Source organism: Rhodococcus opacus B4 (genome assembly GCF_000010805.1).
GTDB lineage: Bacteria > Actinomycetota > Actinomycetes > Mycobacteriales > Mycobacteriaceae > Rhodococcus_F > Rhodococcus_F opacus_C.
In genome coordinates this window covers 2,012,770-2,029,795 of sequence record NC_012522.1, presented here as the reverse complement: position 1 = coordinate 2,029,795, position 17,026 = coordinate 2,012,770, and the positions used below count along the sequence as shown (strand labels likewise).

At 69.4% G+C, this 17,026-nt stretch carries 15 protein-coding genes and 1 riboswitch; of the genes, 10 read left to right on the top strand and 5 right to left on the bottom strand.

Annotation, left to right across the window (positions count from 1 at the left end; genetic code table 11):
* Window positions 1-13: 13 nt before the first annotated feature.
* Together pta and ROP_RS09505 are read left to right on the top strand one after the other, a co-directional pair.
* Entirely contained in the window at window positions 14-2,134 is a 2,121-nt protein-coding gene (pta, locus tag ROP_RS09510) for a phosphate acetyltransferase (protein ID WP_050785193.1), read from the top strand.
* Window positions 2,131-3,324: an acetate kinase gene (locus ROP_RS09505; protein ID WP_012689114.1), complete on the top strand. Its 1,194-nt coding sequence runs from the start codon at window positions 2,131-2,133 to the stop codon at window positions 3,322-3,324. The genes pta and ROP_RS09505 overlap by 4 nt, the downstream gene beginning before the upstream one ends.
* 4 nt (window positions 3,325-3,328) lie before the next feature.
* Here ROP_RS09505 and ROP_RS09500 read toward each other — a convergent pair whose 3' ends face one another.
* Genes ROP_RS09500 through ROP_RS09490 form a run of 3 tightly spaced genes read right to left on the bottom strand, consistent with a single transcriptional unit; the run spans window position 3,329 to window position 8,011 of the window.
* Window positions 3,329-5,650 (bottom strand): serine/threonine-protein kinase, encoded by a 2,322-nt coding sequence (locus tag ROP_RS09500; RefSeq protein WP_012689113.1) that lies wholly within the window; start codon window positions 5,648-5,650, stop codon window positions 3,329-3,331.
* Between the two features lie 7 nt (window positions 5,651-5,657).
* Window positions 5,658-6,632, bottom strand: coding sequence for a glutamate ABC transporter substrate-binding protein (locus tag ROP_RS09495; protein WP_012689112.1), 975 nt, complete (start codon window positions 6,630-6,632; stop codon window positions 5,658-5,660).
* Window positions 6,629-8,011, bottom strand: a complete 1,383-nt coding sequence (locus ROP_RS09490) for a hypothetical protein (RefSeq protein ID WP_043824498.1) — start codon at window positions 8,009-8,011, stop codon at window positions 6,629-6,631. Before ROP_RS09490 ends, ROP_RS09495 begins: the two co-directional genes overlap by 4 nt.
* A 123-nt stretch (window positions 8,012-8,134) precedes the next feature.
* Between ROP_RS09490 and ROP_RS09485 the strand changes: the two genes are divergently transcribed.
* Window positions 8,135-8,893 carry an NUDIX hydrolase gene (locus ROP_RS09485; RefSeq protein WP_012689110.1) on the top strand — a complete coding sequence of 253 codons (759 nt, stop codon included), beginning with the start codon at window positions 8,135-8,137 and terminating at the stop codon, window positions 8,891-8,893.
* Here ROP_RS09485 and thiE read toward each other — a convergent pair whose 3' ends face one another.
* Window positions 8,894-9,592, bottom strand: a complete 699-nt coding sequence (thiE, locus tag ROP_RS09480; RefSeq protein ID WP_012689109.1) for a thiamine phosphate synthase — start codon at window positions 9,590-9,592, stop codon at window positions 8,894-8,896. It abuts the gene before it with no gap.
* A gap of 24 nt (window positions 9,593-9,616) precedes the next feature.
* A riboswitch (TPP riboswitch) is annotated at window positions 9,617-9,731 on the top strand.
* On the opposite strand from thiE, the gene thiO reads away from it, so the two are divergent.
* The 7 genes from thiO (at window position 9,728) to ROP_RS09445 (ending at window position 16,138) form a co-directional block, all read left to right on the top strand.
* Window positions 9,728-10,795, top strand: a complete 1,068-nt coding sequence (gene thiO / locus ROP_RS09475; protein ID WP_043824496.1) for a glycine oxidase ThiO — start codon at window positions 9,728-9,730, stop codon at window positions 10,793-10,795. Its footprint overlaps the riboswitch before it by 4 nt.
* 2 nt (window positions 10,796-10,797) lie before the next feature.
* The gene (thiS, locus tag ROP_RS09470) at window positions 10,798-11,022 is read left to right on the top strand and encodes a sulfur carrier protein ThiS (RefSeq protein WP_012689107.1); all 225 of its coding nucleotides are present in this window, start codon (window positions 10,798-10,800) and stop codon (window positions 11,020-11,022) included.
* Window positions 11,015-11,782, top strand: a complete 768-nt coding sequence (locus tag ROP_RS09465; RefSeq protein ID WP_012689106.1) for a thiazole synthase — start codon at window positions 11,015-11,017, stop codon at window positions 11,780-11,782. Before thiS ends, ROP_RS09465 begins: the two co-directional genes overlap by 8 nt.
* 113 nt (window positions 11,783-11,895) lie before the next feature.
* Window positions 11,896-12,837 (top strand): ABC transporter ATP-binding protein, encoded by a 942-nt coding sequence (locus tag ROP_RS09460; RefSeq protein WP_012689105.1) that lies wholly within the window; start codon window positions 11,896-11,898, stop codon window positions 12,835-12,837.
* Window positions 12,837-13,631, top strand: a complete 795-nt coding sequence (locus tag ROP_RS09455) for an ABC transporter permease (RefSeq protein WP_012689104.1) — start codon at window positions 12,837-12,839, stop codon at window positions 13,629-13,631. Before ROP_RS09460 ends, ROP_RS09455 begins: the two co-directional genes overlap by 1 nt.
* Before the next feature lie 145 nt (window positions 13,632-13,776).
* The gene (locus ROP_RS09450) at window positions 13,777-15,231 is read left to right on the top strand and encodes a M20/M25/M40 family metallo-hydrolase (RefSeq protein ID WP_012689103.1); all 1,455 of its coding nucleotides are present in this window, start codon (window positions 13,777-13,779) and stop codon (window positions 15,229-15,231) included.
* 52 nt (window positions 15,232-15,283) lie between these two features.
* Window positions 15,284-16,138, top strand: a complete 855-nt coding sequence (locus ROP_RS09445; protein ID WP_043824493.1) for an adenylate/guanylate cyclase domain-containing protein — start codon at window positions 15,284-15,286, stop codon at window positions 16,136-16,138.
* Window positions 16,139-16,170: 32 nt separating this feature from the next.
* On the opposite strand, the gene thiD is transcribed toward ROP_RS09445, so the two are convergent.
* Window positions 16,171-17,016: a bifunctional hydroxymethylpyrimidine kinase/phosphomethylpyrimidine kinase gene (gene thiD, locus ROP_RS09440; RefSeq protein WP_012689101.1), complete on the bottom strand. Its 846-nt coding sequence runs from the start codon at window positions 17,014-17,016 to the stop codon at window positions 16,171-16,173.
* Between the last annotated feature and the right edge of the window lie 10 nt (window positions 17,017-17,026).

Sequence of the window (17,026 nt, the reverse complement as noted above, 5' to 3'; positions counted from 1 at the left end):
GTCCGGATACGCTATGGCCATGGCTGCGCCCGCGACACCTTCGCCTGTGAATCCACCCGCACGTCCCCAGCCGTCGAGTATCTTCATCGCCTCACCGGAGGGGGACACCGGAAAGTCCACCATCGCGCTGGGTGTCCTGCAGATGCTGTGCGCGTCGGCGGCGAGGGTGGGTGTCTTCCGTCCCATCGCCCGGTCGACGGAGGAGACCGATTACATCCTCGAATTGCTCCTCGAGCACACGACGGCGGATCTCGGGTACGAGGAGTCCCTGGGGGTGACGTACGAGCATGTCCACGCCGATCCGGAGGGCGCGCTCAGCGAGATCGTCGCCCGATACCATCAGGTGGCGGCCCAGTGCGATGCCGTCGTGGTGATCGGCAGCGACTACACCGACGTGGCCAGCCCGAGCGAACTCGGCTACAACGCCAGGATCGCCGTGAATCTGGGCGCACCGGTGCTGCTCGCGGTGAAGGGAGTCCGGCGCACCCCCGAGGAGGTCGCGCAGCTCGCCCAGCTCGCCATCGGTGAACTGACCGCCCACCACGCGCACCTGCTGGCCGTGGTGGCCAACCGATGCGACCCCGACGAACTCGACGCAGTCACCGACGCGCTGGCGACCACCGGTGTGCCCGCGTGGAGCCTGCCCGAGATCCCGCTGCTGGTCGCACCGACCATGGCCGAGCTTCTCGAGTCGATCGACGGCAGCCTGTTCAGCGGCGACCCCGAGTTGCTGCACCGGGAGGCACTGCGGGTGCTGGTCGGCGGAATGACGGCCGAGCACATTCTCGAACGGCTGACGGAGGGCACGGTGGTGATCGCGCCGGCCGACCGGTCCGACGTGCTGCTCGCGATGGTGAATGCGCATGAGGCCGAGGGGTTCCCGTCGCTGGCGGGCATCATCATGAACGGTGGGCTCGTGCCGCACCCGGCGATCGCGAAGCTGATGGCCGGCCTCAAGCCGCGGCTGCCGATCCTCACCACTGATCTGGGCACGTTCGACACGGCCAGCGCGGCCGCGCAGACCCGCGGCCGGGTGGCGGTCGGCTCGCAACGCAAGATCGACACGGCCCTGAGCGTCATGGAACTTCGAGTGGACACGCCGACGTTGCTGGAGCGGTTGAAGCTGCCCATCCCGTCGGTGGTGACTCCGCAGATGTTCGAGTACCAGCTGATCGACCGCGCCCGCCGCGACCGCAAGCACGTCGTGCTGCCGGAGGGCGACGACGACCGCATCCTCCGGGCGGCGGGGCGGCTGCTGCAACGGCAGGTGGCGCAGCTGACCATTCTCGGCGACGAGGTGCAGGTACGTCGCCGCGCGGCGGAACTCGGTGTCGACCTCGCGGACGCGCAGGTCCTCGACCCGCGAACGTCCGAACACGCCGGTCCGTTCGCGGCGGAGTACGCGCGGCTCCGCGCCCACAAGGGCATGACCGTGGACCGCGCCCGCGAGGTGATGACCGACATCTCGTACTTCGGAACCATGATGGTGCACTTGGGAATCGCGGACGGGATGGTGTCCGGTGCCGCGCACACCACGGCGCACACCATCCGGCCGTCGTTCGAGATCATCAAGACGCAACCGGGTGTGTCTACCGTGTCGAGTGTGTTCCTGATGTGCCTGTCCGATCGGGTGCTCGCGTACGGAGACTGTGCGGTGGTGCCCGATCCCACCGCCGAACAGTTGGCCGACATCGCGATCTCCTCGGCGCAGACGTCGTCCCAGTTCGGCATCGATCCGCGGATCGCGATGCTGTCGTATTCGACGGGTGACTCGGGCAGCGGCGCGGATGTCGACAAGGTGCGCTCCGCGACCAAATTGGTGCGGGAGCGTCGCCCGGACCTGTTGGTGGAGGGCCCCATTCAGTACGACGCCGCCATCGAGCAGAGCGTGGCCGACAAGAAGATGCCCGATTCGGAGGTGGCGGGCAAGGCGACGGTCTTCATCTTCCCGGACCTCAACACCGGCAACAACACGTACAAGGCCGTGCAGCGCAGTGCCGGTGCCATCGCCGTCGGGCCGGTGTTGCAGGGGCTGAACAAACCGGTCAACGACCTGTCGCGAGGCGCGCTGGTCGAGGACATCGTGAACACCGTGGCCATCACGGCGATCCAGGCGCAGGGAGCAGAGCAGTGACCGAGGGGTCCGTACTGGTAGTCAATTCCGGTTCGTCGTCGATCAAGTTCCAGCTGATCCACCCGGACACCGGTAAGTCCTGGGGGTCAGGCCTCATCGAGCGGATCGGGGAACCCGAGGGGCGCATCGTCTATCACCACCGCACCGGATTGGCGGAGCGCCACGTGCACATCGCCGACCACCGGGCCGGGCTGAAGATGGTGTCGGACATCGTCGCCGAGGTGGGCCGCCCGCTGCGGGAGTCGGGGATCGTCGCGGTCGGACACCGCATCGTCCACGGCGGCGACGTCTTCTTCGAGCCCACGATCATCGACGATTCGGTGGTGCAGGCCATCTCGGACCTGTCGGCCCTTGCGCCGCTGCACAACCCGGCGAACGTGATCGGGATCGAGGTGGCGCGGGAGGAGTTGCCGGACATCCCGCACGTCGCCGTGTTCGACACCGCGTTCTTCCACACCCTGCCCGCGGAGGCGTCGACGTATGCGATCGACCGGAAGGTCGCGCGGGAGCACGCCATCCGGCGGTACGGCTTCCACGGCACCTCGCATCAGTACGTGTCGGGGCGGGCCGCCGAGTTCCTCGGCCGGGACCTGTCGGAGCTGAATCAGATCGTGCTGCACCTCGGGAACGGCGCCTCGGCGTCCGCGATCCGCGGGGGGCTGGCCGTCGACACGAGCATGGGTCTGACCCCGCTCGAGGGACTTGTCATGGGCACGCGGTCCGGCGACGTCGATCCCGGGGTGATCCTGCACCTGCACCGCAGCGGCATGGGTGTCGATGAGATCGACGACCTGCTGAACCGGCACTCCGGACTCAAGGGCCTGTCCGGAGTGAACGACTTCCGGGAGCTGCTGACACTCGTCGGCAGAGGCGACCAGGATGCGGCGTCGGCCTACGACGTGTACGTGCACCGGCTCCGCAAGTACATCGGCGCCTATCTGGTGGAACTGGGCGGTGTGGACGTCATCACGTTCACCGGGGGAGTCGGCGAGAACAATGTCGACGTCCGCCGCGACAGCCTGGCGGGGCTGGGGCGCCTCGGCATCGTCGTCGACGACGAACGTAACCGGGCGAGTTCCCGGGACGCCCGCCGCATTTCGGCGGACGAGTCCGACGTCGAGGTGCTGGTCGTGCCGACCAACGAGGAGTTGGCGATCGCCCGGGCGGCGGTGGGGCTGATCGGGTCCTGAGCGTTCACAGCAGGCTCCTGGGCCTGATGGCGTTGGCGAGATCCACCAGCGTGTATCGGTGGGTGCGCTCGGGGGCGTTGCGGGCCAGTGCCCGCAGACCTGCCTCGGCGCCCTTGCGGAGACCGCGTTCGGTGAACGGCACACCGAGGATCTGTTCGAGTTCCGTCGCCGACGTGTGACCGGCACGCGTCCAGTCCAGGGCGGTGCCCAGCACGAGCGTGCGCATCTGCAGCGCCCGGCTCTCCTCCGGCGCGAGCGCGGTGACGCGGAGCGCCGCCTGCCGGAGCGCCGATTCGTCGATCTCCTCGATCGGCCGTCCGGACAGCAGCATCAGCACACTCGTCATCCGGGCCATGGTGAAGTGCCGGGACGTCACGGGAACCTGATCGAGGGCGGCGATGGCGCCGGGCAGATCTCCGCGTTCGGTGAGTTGACGTGCCAGGCCGAATGCCGCACTCACCAGGCTGTGGTCGGTGCGCCACACCGTCCGGTAGTACTTCTCGGCGAAGGTCCGCCACCGGTGGGAATCGGAGCTATCGCAGTGCTGCAGAATCAGTTCGGCGGTGGCCGCCAGCGCGAGTTTGGGAGCCGTCTCCCCGGGCATCGCCTGCAGGACGGACTCGAACCGGGAGAACGCCGTCTCGTACTCGCCGTCGATCAGCGTCGTGAGTCCGGCGTACCAGTCGACGCGCCAGTTCCCGACCGTCTCCGTCTCCAGGTCGCGCAGGAGTGTGGTGGCGGTGGCGGCGTCCCCGAGGTCGAGGTGCGCCTTCATCTCGGCGAGGGTCAGTTCGCGGGAGAACGACACGTCGAGGTCGCCGACGACCCGTTCGATACCGTTCTCGCGAGCGTGCCGAATGGAATCGAGGGTCTGCTGCGGTTCGCTGTGCACCGCGGCGGCCAGCAGTGGGGCGTTGGGGTCGGCCGGGTCGATCAGCGGCACCGCCAGCGCCTGCGCGACGGACTGCGGGTCGAGGTTCCGGTCCCGTTCGACGCCGTCGACGTACACGTCCGTCTGCTCGACCGCGTCGTCCGTGCCGAAAGTCGTTCGCTGCTTGCTGAACACGGTCGACAGTCCGGGATGCTCCTCGCCGGTCTGCTGCGCGAGCACCTCGCGGAGCACGGCGGTGAGCTGACCGGCCATCTCCTCGGCGGACGCGAACCGCCTGCTCGGATCGGGGTCGGTGGCGCGCAGCAGGAGTCGGTGGAAGAACTCGTATTCCGCGAGCAGCGGCGCCTTTTCGGGGGACGGGATCCCGTCGAGATACCGGCCCTTGTCGGACGGCATGTCGAGCGTCAGCACCGCGAGTGTGCGCCCCACCGTGTAGATGTCGGAGGCCACGGTCGGGCCGGTCTTGACGATCTCCGGCGCCTGATACCCCGGCGTGCCGTACAGGTAGCCGTAGTCCTCGATTCCGGCGACGGCGCCGAGGTCGATCAACTTCAGGGCGTCCTCGGTGACCATCACGTTGTCGGGTTTGAGGTCGTTGTACACCAGACCGGTGGAGTGCAGATATGCCAGTGCGGGAAGGATTTCGAGCACGTACGCGATGGCCTGTTCGACCGGCATGCGCTCGGGCCTGGTGTGCGTCGAGAGGACGTCGCGCAGCGAATGACCGCCCACGTACTCCATGACGATGTAGCCCATCGGGGTCCCGTCCGCCCGGGGGTGCTCCACGAAGTTGAAGATCTTCACGATGCTGGGATGCGCGACCTCCGCGAGGAACTGGCGTTCGGCCACCGCCACGGCCTGGGCCTCGGCGTCGCCGAAGTGCAACAGCCCCTTGAGAACCACCCACCGGTCACTGACGTTGCGGTCGATGGCCAGGTAGATCCAGCCGAGACCGCCGTGCGCGATGCAGCCCTGCACCTCGTACTGGCCGCCGATCAGTTCGTTCGGATCGAGGAGCGGACGGAAGTCGAAAGTGGCTCCGCACGAGGGGCACAGGCCGAACTCCGAGGCCTCGGACGTGGAACTGCCGCGGCCGACCGGCTTGTTGCACTTCCAGCAGAAACGTTTGCCCTCGGGAACCTTCGGGTCGGTCATCACCGCCGAGGCCGGATCGAGAGTTGTGACGACGGGCACCTCGACGAGTCCGCCGCCGAGACGCAGGCGCTGCCCGGACCGGGTGCGCGGTGACCGTGTCGAGCGACCGGTGCCGGACGCGCCGGACGGCCGGGACGTGGGCGCCGCCTGGGTGGCCGGCCCTTCGTCCAGCTCTTCCCGGACCGCGGCCCGCGTGGCCTCGTCCTCGGGTTCCCGGACGGCGGCCTGGGTGGCGAGGTCCTGGTCGGTGGACTCGGGGTTCTTCGAATGTTGCGGCATGCGTCCCTCAGTCCTGGTACACGGCGGACGGCGGGGCGGGGGACGGGCCCAGCACCGACAGCCACCGGTCGTACATTCTGGTCCACGTTCCGTCGCTGCGGATCCGTTCGAGTGTGCCGTTGACGAACCGCACGAGGTCCTCGTTCGCCTTGGTGATGCCGACGCCGTACGGTTCGGCGCCCATGCTGTCCCCGACGATCTCGAGGTACGGGTCCTGGGACGCCAGGCCGGCGAGGATCGTGTCGTCGGTGCTCACCGCGTCGACCTGCCGCTGCTGAAGGACCACCAGGCAATCCGACCACATCGGGACCGTGAGGATCTCGGCGGTCGGCGCGACCTGCTGCAACCGGGTCAGCGACGTCGTGCCGCGGACGACGCAGACCCGCTTCCCGTCCAGGTCGGCGGCGCTGCGGATCGGGGAGCCCTTCACGACCAGAACCCGCTGCTGCGCCTCGAAGTACTCGGAGGAGAACGCCACCCGTTCCTTGCGGTCGCAGGTGATGGTCATCGTCTTCGCCACGATGTCGACCATCGACTCCTGCAGCGCCTTCTCCCGATTCGCCGACGTGAGGATGCGGTAGTCGAGCCGGTCCGGGTCGCCGAACAGGTCCCGCGAGATCTCCCGGGCGACGTCGACGTCGAAGCCCTCGATGGCGCCGGTCGCGGGATCGCGGAAACTCATCAGATTGCTGCCGGTGTCGAGGCCGACGACGAGACGCCCCCGCGCGCGGATGGCGTCGACCGTCGGCATCGGAGTGCCGGTGTCGGGGAACGGGCGCAGGCTCGCGGTCGGGTCGCCGCAGTCGTTCGCGGGCGCAGGCGGTGCGGCACTGGTCTCGGGGGCCGGTGTCGCCGCCGCGGGAAGCGGGGGTTCGGTATAGGACACGCTCGGCGATCCGACGTGCTCGGGAGCGGCCTCGGCGCACCCGCCGGCCAGCACCGTGGCCGCCAGCAGCACCATCGCGATCCGGCGCCGCCTCACTGGTATTCCCTCAACCGAGGCCACAACCCGATGATAATTCCGCCGAACGCGACGAGTGTGAGGACGAGGGCACCGGAGCCGAGCGCGGTCAGCACCCGGGCCGCGGACTCGACGTTGGACCGCAGATGGTCGCGGGCGGTCCCGATCCCGTCGGTGAGCGCGTCGTCGACGGCGGTGAACTGGGCCGCGGAATCCGACGGTCCCGGCCCGATGGCAACTGTTGCCGCCGAGGCGAAGTCGCCTCGGGCGAGGATCTCGTTCATCCGATCGTGCGCGGAAGACCAGTTTTTCCAGGCCTCCTCGGCCCGCGCCACCTCGTCGTGGCCGACCGCGCGGTCGCCGTCGTGCGGATAGGCCGACAGCAGGGCGTCGAGCTGACCGGACTTGTCCTCGAAGACGGCGTCGTGGCCGCCGTTCGAATCCCGGCGGACCAGTTTGAGCGTCTCCTCGGTGCGCGCCTGCTGGGCCAGGATGCGCGCCGCGGTCAACTCGTGCATCGGGCGGGCACCCTGGGTCAGTGCGCGCTTGGTGTCGAGCGAGGAGATCAACCCGGCGACCAGCATCCACACCAGGAGGATCGCGGTGCACGACGACGCCAGGATCAGCCCGAGATTGAACGTGCGCCTGCTGAGCCTCGCGAGGACGACCTGCGCGACGAGCAGCGCAATGAGCGCGACGAGGACCAGGACCAGCGCCGTCCAGGGCGGACGGGAGTAGTCCCGCTGGATGTCCGCGACGTCGGCTTCCTGCCGGGCGTGCAATTCCTGGGCCATCGGCAGCATGCTCGTCTGCATCAGCGTGGACGCCTCGCTGAGGTAGGCCGCGCCCACCGGGTGACCGGTCCGGTTGTTGGCCCGCGCGGTCTCGACGAGACCGGAGTAGACGGTGAGGTCGGTGGAGATGGCTGCGAGCAGGCGCCTGCTGTCGACGTCGCTGGGGGCGAGCCCGCCGGACGCGTACACGAGGTCGGCGGAGGCGGTGCCGATCGCCTGCGCGTACGTGTCCCGGAGTTCGGGGGGTTCGAGACCGCCGGAGATGAACGCCGTCGTGGCCGCGGCGTCGGCCACCGACAGCGCGCTGTAGAGGTTCTGCGCCGAGAACGACAGCGGTTCGGTCTCGGCGAGGACGCTGTCGAGGGTGGCTTCCCTGCTGTTCACGGTCGATGCGGCCACGAATCCGGCGGTCAGGGTGAGCAGCACCAGGAGCGCGCCGAGGGCGGTGAGCTTGGCGGGTGTCGACCCCAGAAACGCGCGAAATTCCTTACGACGTGCGACGGCGGGGGCGACATCCTCGTCCGCGACCGCAGACAGGGCGCGGCTGCTGTGGGGTTCGATCGACGGCGCTTCACGCAGAACCACGTCGCACCCCTCCCGTGTCACGGCCGCACCTTGTGGGGAGCATATAAGCAGGAGTCGGTGACTGGGGATATCGGGCACTTCCGGCAGAAACCGTTAGTGTGAGGGAACTGCAGGGAGACCCATCAGGTCGGACAGGGGTAGTCGATGCGTGGTGACGGTGACGGCTGGGCGACCGGGCCGGACGGCAGTCGTCATTGGGGCAAGCACGGTGCAGCCGGGTTGTTGCTGCGTGCGCCGCTCCCGGACGAGACGCCGGCCGTGCTGCTCCAGCACCGTGCGGCCTGGAGCCACCAGGGCGGGACGTGGGCGCTGCCCGGCGGTGCCCGGGACAGCCACGAGACCACGACCCACGCCGCGGTACGCGAGGCGCACGAGGAAGCCGGCATCGAGAGCGCGGCCATCCGGGTCCGCTCCGAGGTCGTCACCATGGAGGCCGCGAGCGGCTGGAGTTACACCACGGTGATCGCCGACGCCGAGCGCCCGCTGCCCACCGTCGCGAACGGTGAGAGCACCGAACTGCGCTGGGTGCGGGAAACCGATGTCGCCGGGCTGCCGCTGCACCCCGGATTCGAAGCGGGGTGGCCGGGGCTGCGCACCACCGAGGTGCGACTGCTGCTCGACCGGCACGACGTGCTGGGTGAGAGCGGCGCGCCGGCGCAGCTGTCGCGGGCGCTGCCCCGCACGGTGCACCTGCCGGACGGCACCTACGGGTGGCTGCCGCGCATCGAGGTGCTCGAGGCGCTGGACACGGTCGGTCGCCTCGCCGAACCGGCAGGTCACGGCACCACGCTGGGCACCGTGACCGCGGTCGTCACCACCGACCCCGCCCTGATCGAACAGTTGCCCGCCACTGTCGTGGTCCTGCCGCCCGCCACGGTGCGCGACTGGCTCGAGCAGGCGTAGCTACGCGTTCTTCTGCAGCAGGGCCGACAGTGAGCGCGCGGCGGCCTGCGGGTCGCGGGCCTCGGTGATGGCCCGCACGACGACGATGCGGTCGGCACCTGCGGCGAGGATCTCCGGAACCCGGGACTCGTCGATGCCGCCGATCGCGAACCACGGGCGGTTCGGCTCGGAGTCGGCGGTCGAGCGCACCAGGTCGATGCCCGACGCGGTCCGTCCGGGCTTGGTGGGCGTCTCCCACACCGGTCCGGTGCAGAAGTAGTCGACGCCGTCCTCGATCGCCGCGAGGCTGGCCTGCGCGCGGCTGTGGGTGGACCGGCCGATCAGTACCTCCGAACCCACCACGGTCCGCGCGTACGGGACGGGCAGGTCGCCCTGGCCGAGGTGCAGGACGTCGGCCCCGGCCGCGAGCGCCATGTCGGCCCGGTCGTTGACGGCGAGCAGCGCCCCGTGCCGCCTGGCCGCGGCCGCGAGCACCGACAGCGCGGCCAGTTCGTCCCTGGCGTCCATGGTGCCGAATTTCTTCTCACCGGCCGAGCCCTTGTCGCGGAGTTGGATGATGTCGACGCCGCCGGACAGTGCGGCCTCGGCGAACTGCGCCAGGTCGCCCTTCTCCCGCCGAGCATCGGTGCACAGATACAAACGTGCTGTTCCGAGGCGGCGCCGACGGTCCGTGAGGTTGCTGTGATGCGAGGTGGTCACGGCATGACGGTAGCCTCTACGGTGAAAGTGCAACACGGGAGTCCCGGGGAACGTGGGGCTGAGAGGGGCTCACGCCGAGCCCGACCGTCATACCTGACCCGGATCATGCCGGCGCAGGAAGTGAGGTGGAGTTCAATGGCGAGATCGGTATCCGTCGTCGGAGGCGGAGTGATCGGCCTGTCCATTGCGTGGCGCGCAGCCCGTAACGGCTGGTCGGTGAAGCTGTATGACCCGTCGATCGGTTCGGGAGCGTCCTGGGTGGCGGGCGGCATGCTCGCCCCGCTGTCGGAGGGCTGGCCCGGTGAGGAGAGCGTCCTCGAACTGGGGAGCGCGTCGCTCGACCGGTGGCCCGAATTCGGGAAGGAACTGGAGGCCGGAGCCGGCGTCGACCTGTTCACGTCGGAGAGTTCGCTCACCGTCGCACTGGACGGAGCCGACGCCGAGGACCTGCGGACCATCGCCGAATGGGTGGGTGCGCAGGGGCGGGATCTGCAGATCCTCAACCGTGCCGAAGTCCGTGCCCTCGAGCCGATGCTGGGTCGCGGAGTCCGGTTGGGACTGTTGGCCGTCGACGAACTGGCCGTCGACAACCGGCTGCTGCTGCAGGCGTTGCAGCGGTGCGCCGTCGACGCCGGGGTGGAGCTGATCGGTGAGGCCGTGCGCAGTCTCGACGGGCTCGGCACCGACCAGATCGTCGTCACCGCGGGCATCGCGTCACCGGCCCTGTGGGCGGGACTTCCGGTGCGGCCGGTGAAGGGCGAGATCCTGCGGTTGCGGGCCCGTCCCGGGGTGACTCCCGCGCCGGGCCGGACCATCCGCGGCAGCGTCCACGGCAGGCCCGCCTACCTGGTGCCGCGTGCCGACGGCATCGTCGTCGGCGCCACCCAGTACGAATCGGGCAACGACACACAGGTCACGGTGGCCGGTGTGCGGGACCTGATCGCGGATGCCGAGGCGCTGATGCCCGCCATCGGCGAGTACGAACTGCGCGAGACCGCGGCGGGTCTGCGTCCGATGACCCCGGACAACCTGCCGCTGATCGGCCGGGTGTCCGATCGGGTCGTGGTCGCGACGGGACACGGCCGCAACGGCATCCTGCTCACCCCGGTGACCGCCGACGCGACGGTGGCATTGTTGGAGGGCTCGGCACTGGTCGAGGCGAAAGCCGCCGACCCCGGACGTTTCGAGAAAGTAGCGAGGTAGAGATGAGTGAGCAGCAAGTAGTGGTGCCGATCGGCATCAGCGTCAACGGCGAGGATCACGAGTTCACGGAACCGCTGACCGTCACCGGGCTGCTGGAGGCGCTGAACCTGCCGACCAAGGGCATCGCGGTGGCCGTGAACGGCGCCGTGTTCCCCCGCGCCCGGTGGGACGAGCTCGTGGTCCGGGGCTGGGAGATCGAGATCCTCACGGCGGTGCAGGGTGGCTGACGCGACTTCCGGCGTGCAGAAGGGCCTCACGATCGCGGGCCGCACGTTCGGTTCACGGTTGATCATGGGCACCGGCGGCGCCGCCAACCTGACGGTGCTCGAAGAGGCGCTCGTCGCGTCCGGCACCGAGCTGACGACGGTCGCGATGCGCCGCGTCGACGCCGCCGGCGGCACCGGGGTGCTGGACCTGTTGCGCCGGCTCGACATCGCGCCGCTGCCCAACACCGCGGGCTGTCGCGGTGCGGCCGAGGCGGTGCTGACGGCGCAACTCGCCAGGGAGGCGCTCGAAACCGACTGGGTGAAGCTCGAGGTCATCGCCGACGAACGCACCCTCATGCCCGACGCCATCGAGTTGGTCAGCGCCGCCGAGCAACTGGTCGACGACGGATTCGTCGTCCTGCCCTACACCACCGACGACCCGGTGCTGGCCCGCAGACTCGAGGACGTCGGCTGCGTGGCCGTCATGCCGCTGGGTTCGCCGATCGGCACCGGGCTCGGCATCGCGAACCCGCACAACATCGAGATGATCGTGGAAGGTGCCGGGGTACCGGTCATCCTCGACGCCGGCATCGGGACCGCCAGCGACGCGACGCTCGCGATGGAACTCGGCTGCGACGCCGTGCTGCTGGCCACGGCCGTGACCAGGGCGAAGGATCCGGCGCTCATGGCGTCGGCGATGCGCGGCGCCGTGGTGGCGGGGTACGAGGCCCGGCACGCGGGCCGCATCCCCAAGCGGTTCTGGGCGCAGGCGTCGTCGTAGATCTCGGGGTCGCGTCGGGGTCCGGTTCGGGGTCCGACCGGTACCAGGGGACGAGTCGGGAGTAGACCTGCGGCCGATGCGCGCCGGCCGCAGGTTCCGGCATCCTTCTCATCATGATTGAAGTGAGGGGACTGACAAAGACCTTCGGTGCGACGAAGGCGGTGGACAACCTGACGTTCAACGTGAAGCCGGGTATGGTCACCGGCTTCCTCGGCCCGAACGGTGCAGGCAAATCGACGACGATGCGCATGATCCTCGGGCTGGACCGCCCCACGGCGGGCAGCGCGCTGATCGACGGCAAGCCGTACAGCGACCTGGTGCAGCCGCTGCGGACGGTGGGGGCCCTGCTCGACGCGAAGTGGGTGCACCCCAACCGCTCGGCCCGCGCCCATCTGCAGTGGATGGCGGCGTCCAACTCGCTGCCGAAGAGCCGGGTCGACGAGGTGTTGCATCTCGTCGGGCTCACCGAGGTGGCGGGGAAGAAGGCCGGCGGTTTCTCGCTCGGCATGTCCCAGCGCCTCGGCCTGGCCGCCACGCTGCTCGGCGACCCGAAGGTGCTGCTGTTCGACGAGCCGGTGAACGGGCTCGACCCGGAGGGCATCGTCTGGATCCGGAAGTTCATGCAGCGCCTCGCTGCCGAGGGCCGCACCGTGCTGGTGTCGAGCCACCTGCTGTCCGAGATGGCGCTCACCGCAGAACATCTGGTGGTCATCGGCCGCGGCCGGCTGATCGCCGACACCACCGTGTCCGAGTTCGTCAGCAAGTCCTCGGAATCGACGGTGCGCGTGCGGAGCCCACAGCTGGACGCGCTGCGCAGCGCGCTCACGTCCAACGGACTCACCGTGCGCGAGGACGGATCCGAAGGGCAGCAAGCGCTCGTCGTGGTGGATTCGTCGACGGACGTCGTCGGCGGGATCGCCGGTTCGCAGGGCATCGTCCTGCACGAGTTGGCATCTCAGCGCGGATCGCTGGAGGACGCCTTCATGAAGTTGACCGGAGACGACGTGCAGTACCACGCAGAGGGCGTCGAAGATGTGATGAGGGGTGCACTGTAATGGCTGTTCTCAACGCCGAACGGATCAAGATCACGTCGACGAGGTCGCCGTGGTGGTGCACGGTCATCATCATCGTGCTGGGACTCGGCCTCGCCGCGGTCATCGGGCTGAGCGCGAAGGCCAGCATCAACTCCTTCAACAACCAGATCGCGGACGGTAAGCAACCGGATTTCGATCCGTTCCTGCCGCAGATGGCGGACGCCGTGGGCGGTGTGTCCGGTTTCGGCGTGCTGGTGCTGATGATCCTCGCCGCGCTCGCCGTGACCAGCGAATACCGGTTCGGCGTCATCCGCACCACGTTCCAGGCGATCCCGAACCGGGCGTCCGTCCTGATCGCGAAGGCAGGCCTGATCGGCGCGTTCGGCGCCGTGCTGACGTTCGTCCTCACGTTCGGTGCGTACGCCATCGCGAAGGCGACGGCGGGCGACGAGGCGGGAGCGGCCCTCACACTGACCGGTGCGGACGCATGGCGGTCGATCTACGGCGTCCCGATCTACGCGTTCCTGTGCGTGGTTCTCGCCGTCGGAGTCGGCACCCTGCTGCGCCAGTCGGCGGGCGCGATCGCCCTGCTGCTGCTGTGGCCGCTGCTGATCGAGAGCCTGTTCAACCTGTTCGGCTCGTTCGGCCAGAAGATCATGCCGTTCCTGCCGTTCCTCAACGCCAACAACTTCCTGGGGGCGCCGCAAGGGGTCGAATTCCACTGGGGCCCGTGGGGCAGCCTCGTGTACTTCGCGGTGTTCGTCTTCGTGATCTTCGGGGCCGGACTGGTGGTCGTCAACAAGCGCGATGCCTGACACCCGATACAGTGTTCTCGCCCTGCTCCTCCGCCAGGTGATCGTCGGGAGGCCTGGCTGAGGGCGACGGTGGGGCGGGAGCCTGTGGGCCGGTGCGAAATCCATTCGCGCCGGCCCACAGGTGCTTCTGCGTTAGGCTCCCGACATGCGACTACGGGGAGTTTTCACAGTCGGAGTGGCCGGTGCGATGGTCCTGGCCGGGTGCTCGTCGACGAGCGAACCCGATTCGCCGCCGGTCGATGCGAGCGCTCTCGCGGCCTCGGTCACCGAGAGTGGTGTGGTGGGGCACCTCGAGCAACTGCAGACCATCGCCGAGAGCAACGACGGCAACCGCGCGGCCGGAACGGCCGGCTACGACGCGAGCGTCGACTACGTCGCACAGATATTGGAAGACAAGGGCTTCGACGTCCAGACCCCGGAATTCGAGTTCCACAAGTTCGACGTGCGCACGGAGGCGCTGCGGTCCGGCGACCGGGACTTCGACGTCCGTGCGCTGTCGTATTCGCCGTCCACCGGTCCGCAGGGGCTCACCGCCCGCCTGGTGCCCGCCCCCAAGGACGACAGTCCGGGATGCGAGGTCACCGATTACGACGGCCTCGACGTGACGGGTGCGATCGTCCTCGTGAACCGCGGGGTGTGCCCGTTCGCGGCCAAGCAGCAGGTGGCGTCCGAGCGCGGGGCCGCAGGGGTGATCGTCGTCAACAACGAGGACGGGCCGATGAGCGGCGGCACCCTCGGCGACCCGGACGCGGGCAAGGTCCCCACCGGCGGGGTGAGCAAGGCGGACGGCGCCGCGCTCGAGCAGGCGGGGGGCGACGTCACCCTCACACTCGACACCACCACCGAGTCGAGCACCGCGCGCAACGTCATCGCGCAGACGAAGACCGGCTCGACCGAGGACGTCGTGATGGTCGGCGCGCACCTCGACAGCGTCCCCGACGGCCCCGGCATCAACGACAACGGCACCGGCGTCGCCGCGACCCTCGAAACGGCCGTGCAACTCGGCGGTTCGCCCGACGTCGACAACGCCGTGCGCTTCGCGTTCTGGGGCGCCGAGGAATTGGGTCTGCTCGGATCGGAGGCGTACGTCGACAGCCTCAGTGAGGAGCAGCGCAACGACATCGCGCTGTATCTCAACTTCGACATGCTCGGTTCCGAGAACGCCGGCTACCTCGCCTACGACGGCGACAATTCCGACAACGTCGGCGAGGGGCCCGGACCCGAGGGTTCCGCGGGCATCGAGCGCACGTTCACCGAATTCCTCCAGGGCGACGGCATCACCGCGGATGGCACGGACTTCGACGGCCGCTCCGACTACGGCCCGTTCATCGAGCACGGTATTCCCTCAGGTGGGGTGTTCAGCGGCGCCGACGAGACGAAGACCCCCGAGCAGGCGCAGAAGTGGGGCGGCACCCCGGGCGCCGTGTACGACAAGAACTATCACAGCGCGACCGATACGCTCGAGAACGTGGACCGGGCCGCGCTCGCCAAGAACGCCGCCGCGGTCGCGTATGCCGTCGGGGTGTACGCGGAGTCGCTCGCGGGGCCGAACGGAGTCCCCATCGGCGCGGACCGGGAGAAGGCGCGGGCCTCCGAGTGATATCCGATTCACCCCGGGGTTGTGCATGTGACGCTGAGTTACTCTTACTCTCGTGAGTGACGACCCGGCCGAAGAGAACAGTGCCGAGCCGGGCGCTGCGCAGACACCGAAACGGGGCGACAAGGTGCTGGGCTGGGTGGGATCGGTGAACCGGCAGCCGCAGCTGATCGAGGGGCTGCGGAGGGTTCGTCGCGCGCTCCCCGGCGATCCGGCGTTCGGCGACCCACTGTCCACGGCGGGTCCCGGGAGCGCCCGGGCCATCGCCCGCGTCGCCGACCGCTTCCTCGACCACCAGCCGGGCGCGTCCCGCGAGATGAGCCTCGGCGCGCTGCAGGTGTGGCAGGCGCTGCTCGAGCGCGCCGGACGCGGCCGGGGAACGCAGGAGGTGACCATCGTGTTCACCGACCTCGTCGGGTTCTCCAGTTGGTCGCTGCCCGCCGGTGACGGCGCCACGCTTGCCCTGCTGCGCGACGTCGCCCGAGCCGTCGAGACCCCCATCGTCGATCGGGGCGGACACGTGGTGAAACGGCTGGGTGACGGTGTGATGGCCGTGTTCTCCAGCCCGGACCGCGCGATCGACGCCGTCTTCGCCGCGCAGGAAGCGCTCGCGGGGGTCGAGGTGGACGGCTACCGCCCCCGCATGCGCGTCGGCATCCACACCGGTGTGCCCCGGCAGATCGGCAGCGACTGGCTGGGCGTCGACGTGACCATCGCGGCCCGCATGATGGAACTGGGCGGCGACGGCAACGTGATGGCGTCGTCCGCCACGCTGTCGAGCCTGCAGCCGGGCACCCTCGACGAACTGGGGGTCGGGGTCAAGCCGTGGCGGCGCGCCTTCTTCGCCCCCGCCCCCAGCGGGGTGCCCTCCGACCTCGGTATCTGGCGGTTGCGGCTCCGCCACCCGTGAGTACTGGTTAACCGCCGGACGTTAAGAAGTACTCACAGGTGCCGCAGGCGCCACAGGGGCGAGACGGGGCCGTGACCGGCACCCAGGTCGTACGACGCCTCCAGGCACTTGGTGACCCACTCCTTGCCGAACGCCACCGCATCGGGCACGGACCACCCGTGGGCGAGCGCGCTCGCGATGGCGGCCGCGAGGGTGTCGCCGCCGCCGTGGTCGTTGCCGGTGTCGATGCGGGGGCTGCTGAACTCGAGGAATCGGTCGCCGTCGAACAGCAGGTCGGTGCTCGACGCCGACGTCCGGAGATGCCCGCCCTTCACGATCGACCACTGCGCCCCGAGGGCGTGCAGCGCCTCCGCGGCCCGGCGCGCGGTGGCGTCGTCCACGACCTCGATGCCGGTGATCAGCCGGATCTCGTCGAGGTTCGGGGTCACCACCGTGGCGATCGGGATCAGCGTGTTGCGCACGGCGTCCAGCGCCTCGGCGTGCAGGAGCGGATCGCCGTGCATCGACGCGCACACCGGGTCGACGACCAGCGGGACCGGCCGGTCCCGGCCGATCCCGACCTCGGTGCACACGGCGGCGACGGCCTCGATGATGGCCGTCGACGCCAGCATGCCCGTCTTCGCTGCCCCGACCCCGATGTCGTCGACGACGCACCGCACCTGCGCGGCCACCGTCTCCGGCGGAATCTCGTGGAAACCGCTGACGCCCACCGAGTTCTGCACCGTCACCGCGGCGACCGCGACGCATGCGTGGACGCCGCACAGCGCCATCGTCCGCGAGTCCGCCTGGATTCCGGCGCCACCGCCGGAATCGGTGCCGGCGATGGTGAGGACGCGGACGGGGGTCTGGCCGTCGGGGGTCAGGGGCAGCAGCTTCACGAAGGGGACC

Bases quoted from the DNA above. Each gene is read 5' to 3' on its own strand.
- pta (WP_050785193.1), top strand. From the start codon at position 14: ATGGCCATGGCTGCGCCCGCGACACCTTCGCCTGTGAATCCACCCGCA.
- ROP_RS09500 (WP_012689113.1), bottom strand. From the start codon at position 5,650: ATGCCGCAACATTCGAAGAACCCCGAGTCCACCGACCAGGACCTCGCC.
- ROP_RS09485 (WP_012689110.1), top strand. From the start codon at position 8,135: ATGCGTGGTGACGGTGACGGCTGGGCGACCGGGCCGGACGGCAGTCGT.
- thiO (WP_043824496.1), top strand. From the start codon at position 9,728: ATGGCGAGATCGGTATCCGTCGTCGGAGGCGGAGTGATCGGCCTGTCC.
- thiS (WP_012689107.1), top strand. From the start codon at position 10,798: ATGAGTGAGCAGCAAGTAGTGGTGCCGATCGGCATCAGCGTCAACGGC.
- ROP_RS09460 (WP_012689105.1), top strand. From the start codon at position 11,896: ATGATTGAAGTGAGGGGACTGACAAAGACCTTCGGTGCGACGAAGGCG.
- ROP_RS09455 (WP_012689104.1), top strand. From the start codon at position 12,837: ATGGCTGTTCTCAACGCCGAACGGATCAAGATCACGTCGACGAGGTCG.
- ROP_RS09450 (WP_012689103.1), top strand. From the start codon at position 13,777: ATGCGACTACGGGGAGTTTTCACAGTCGGAGTGGCCGGTGCGATGGTC.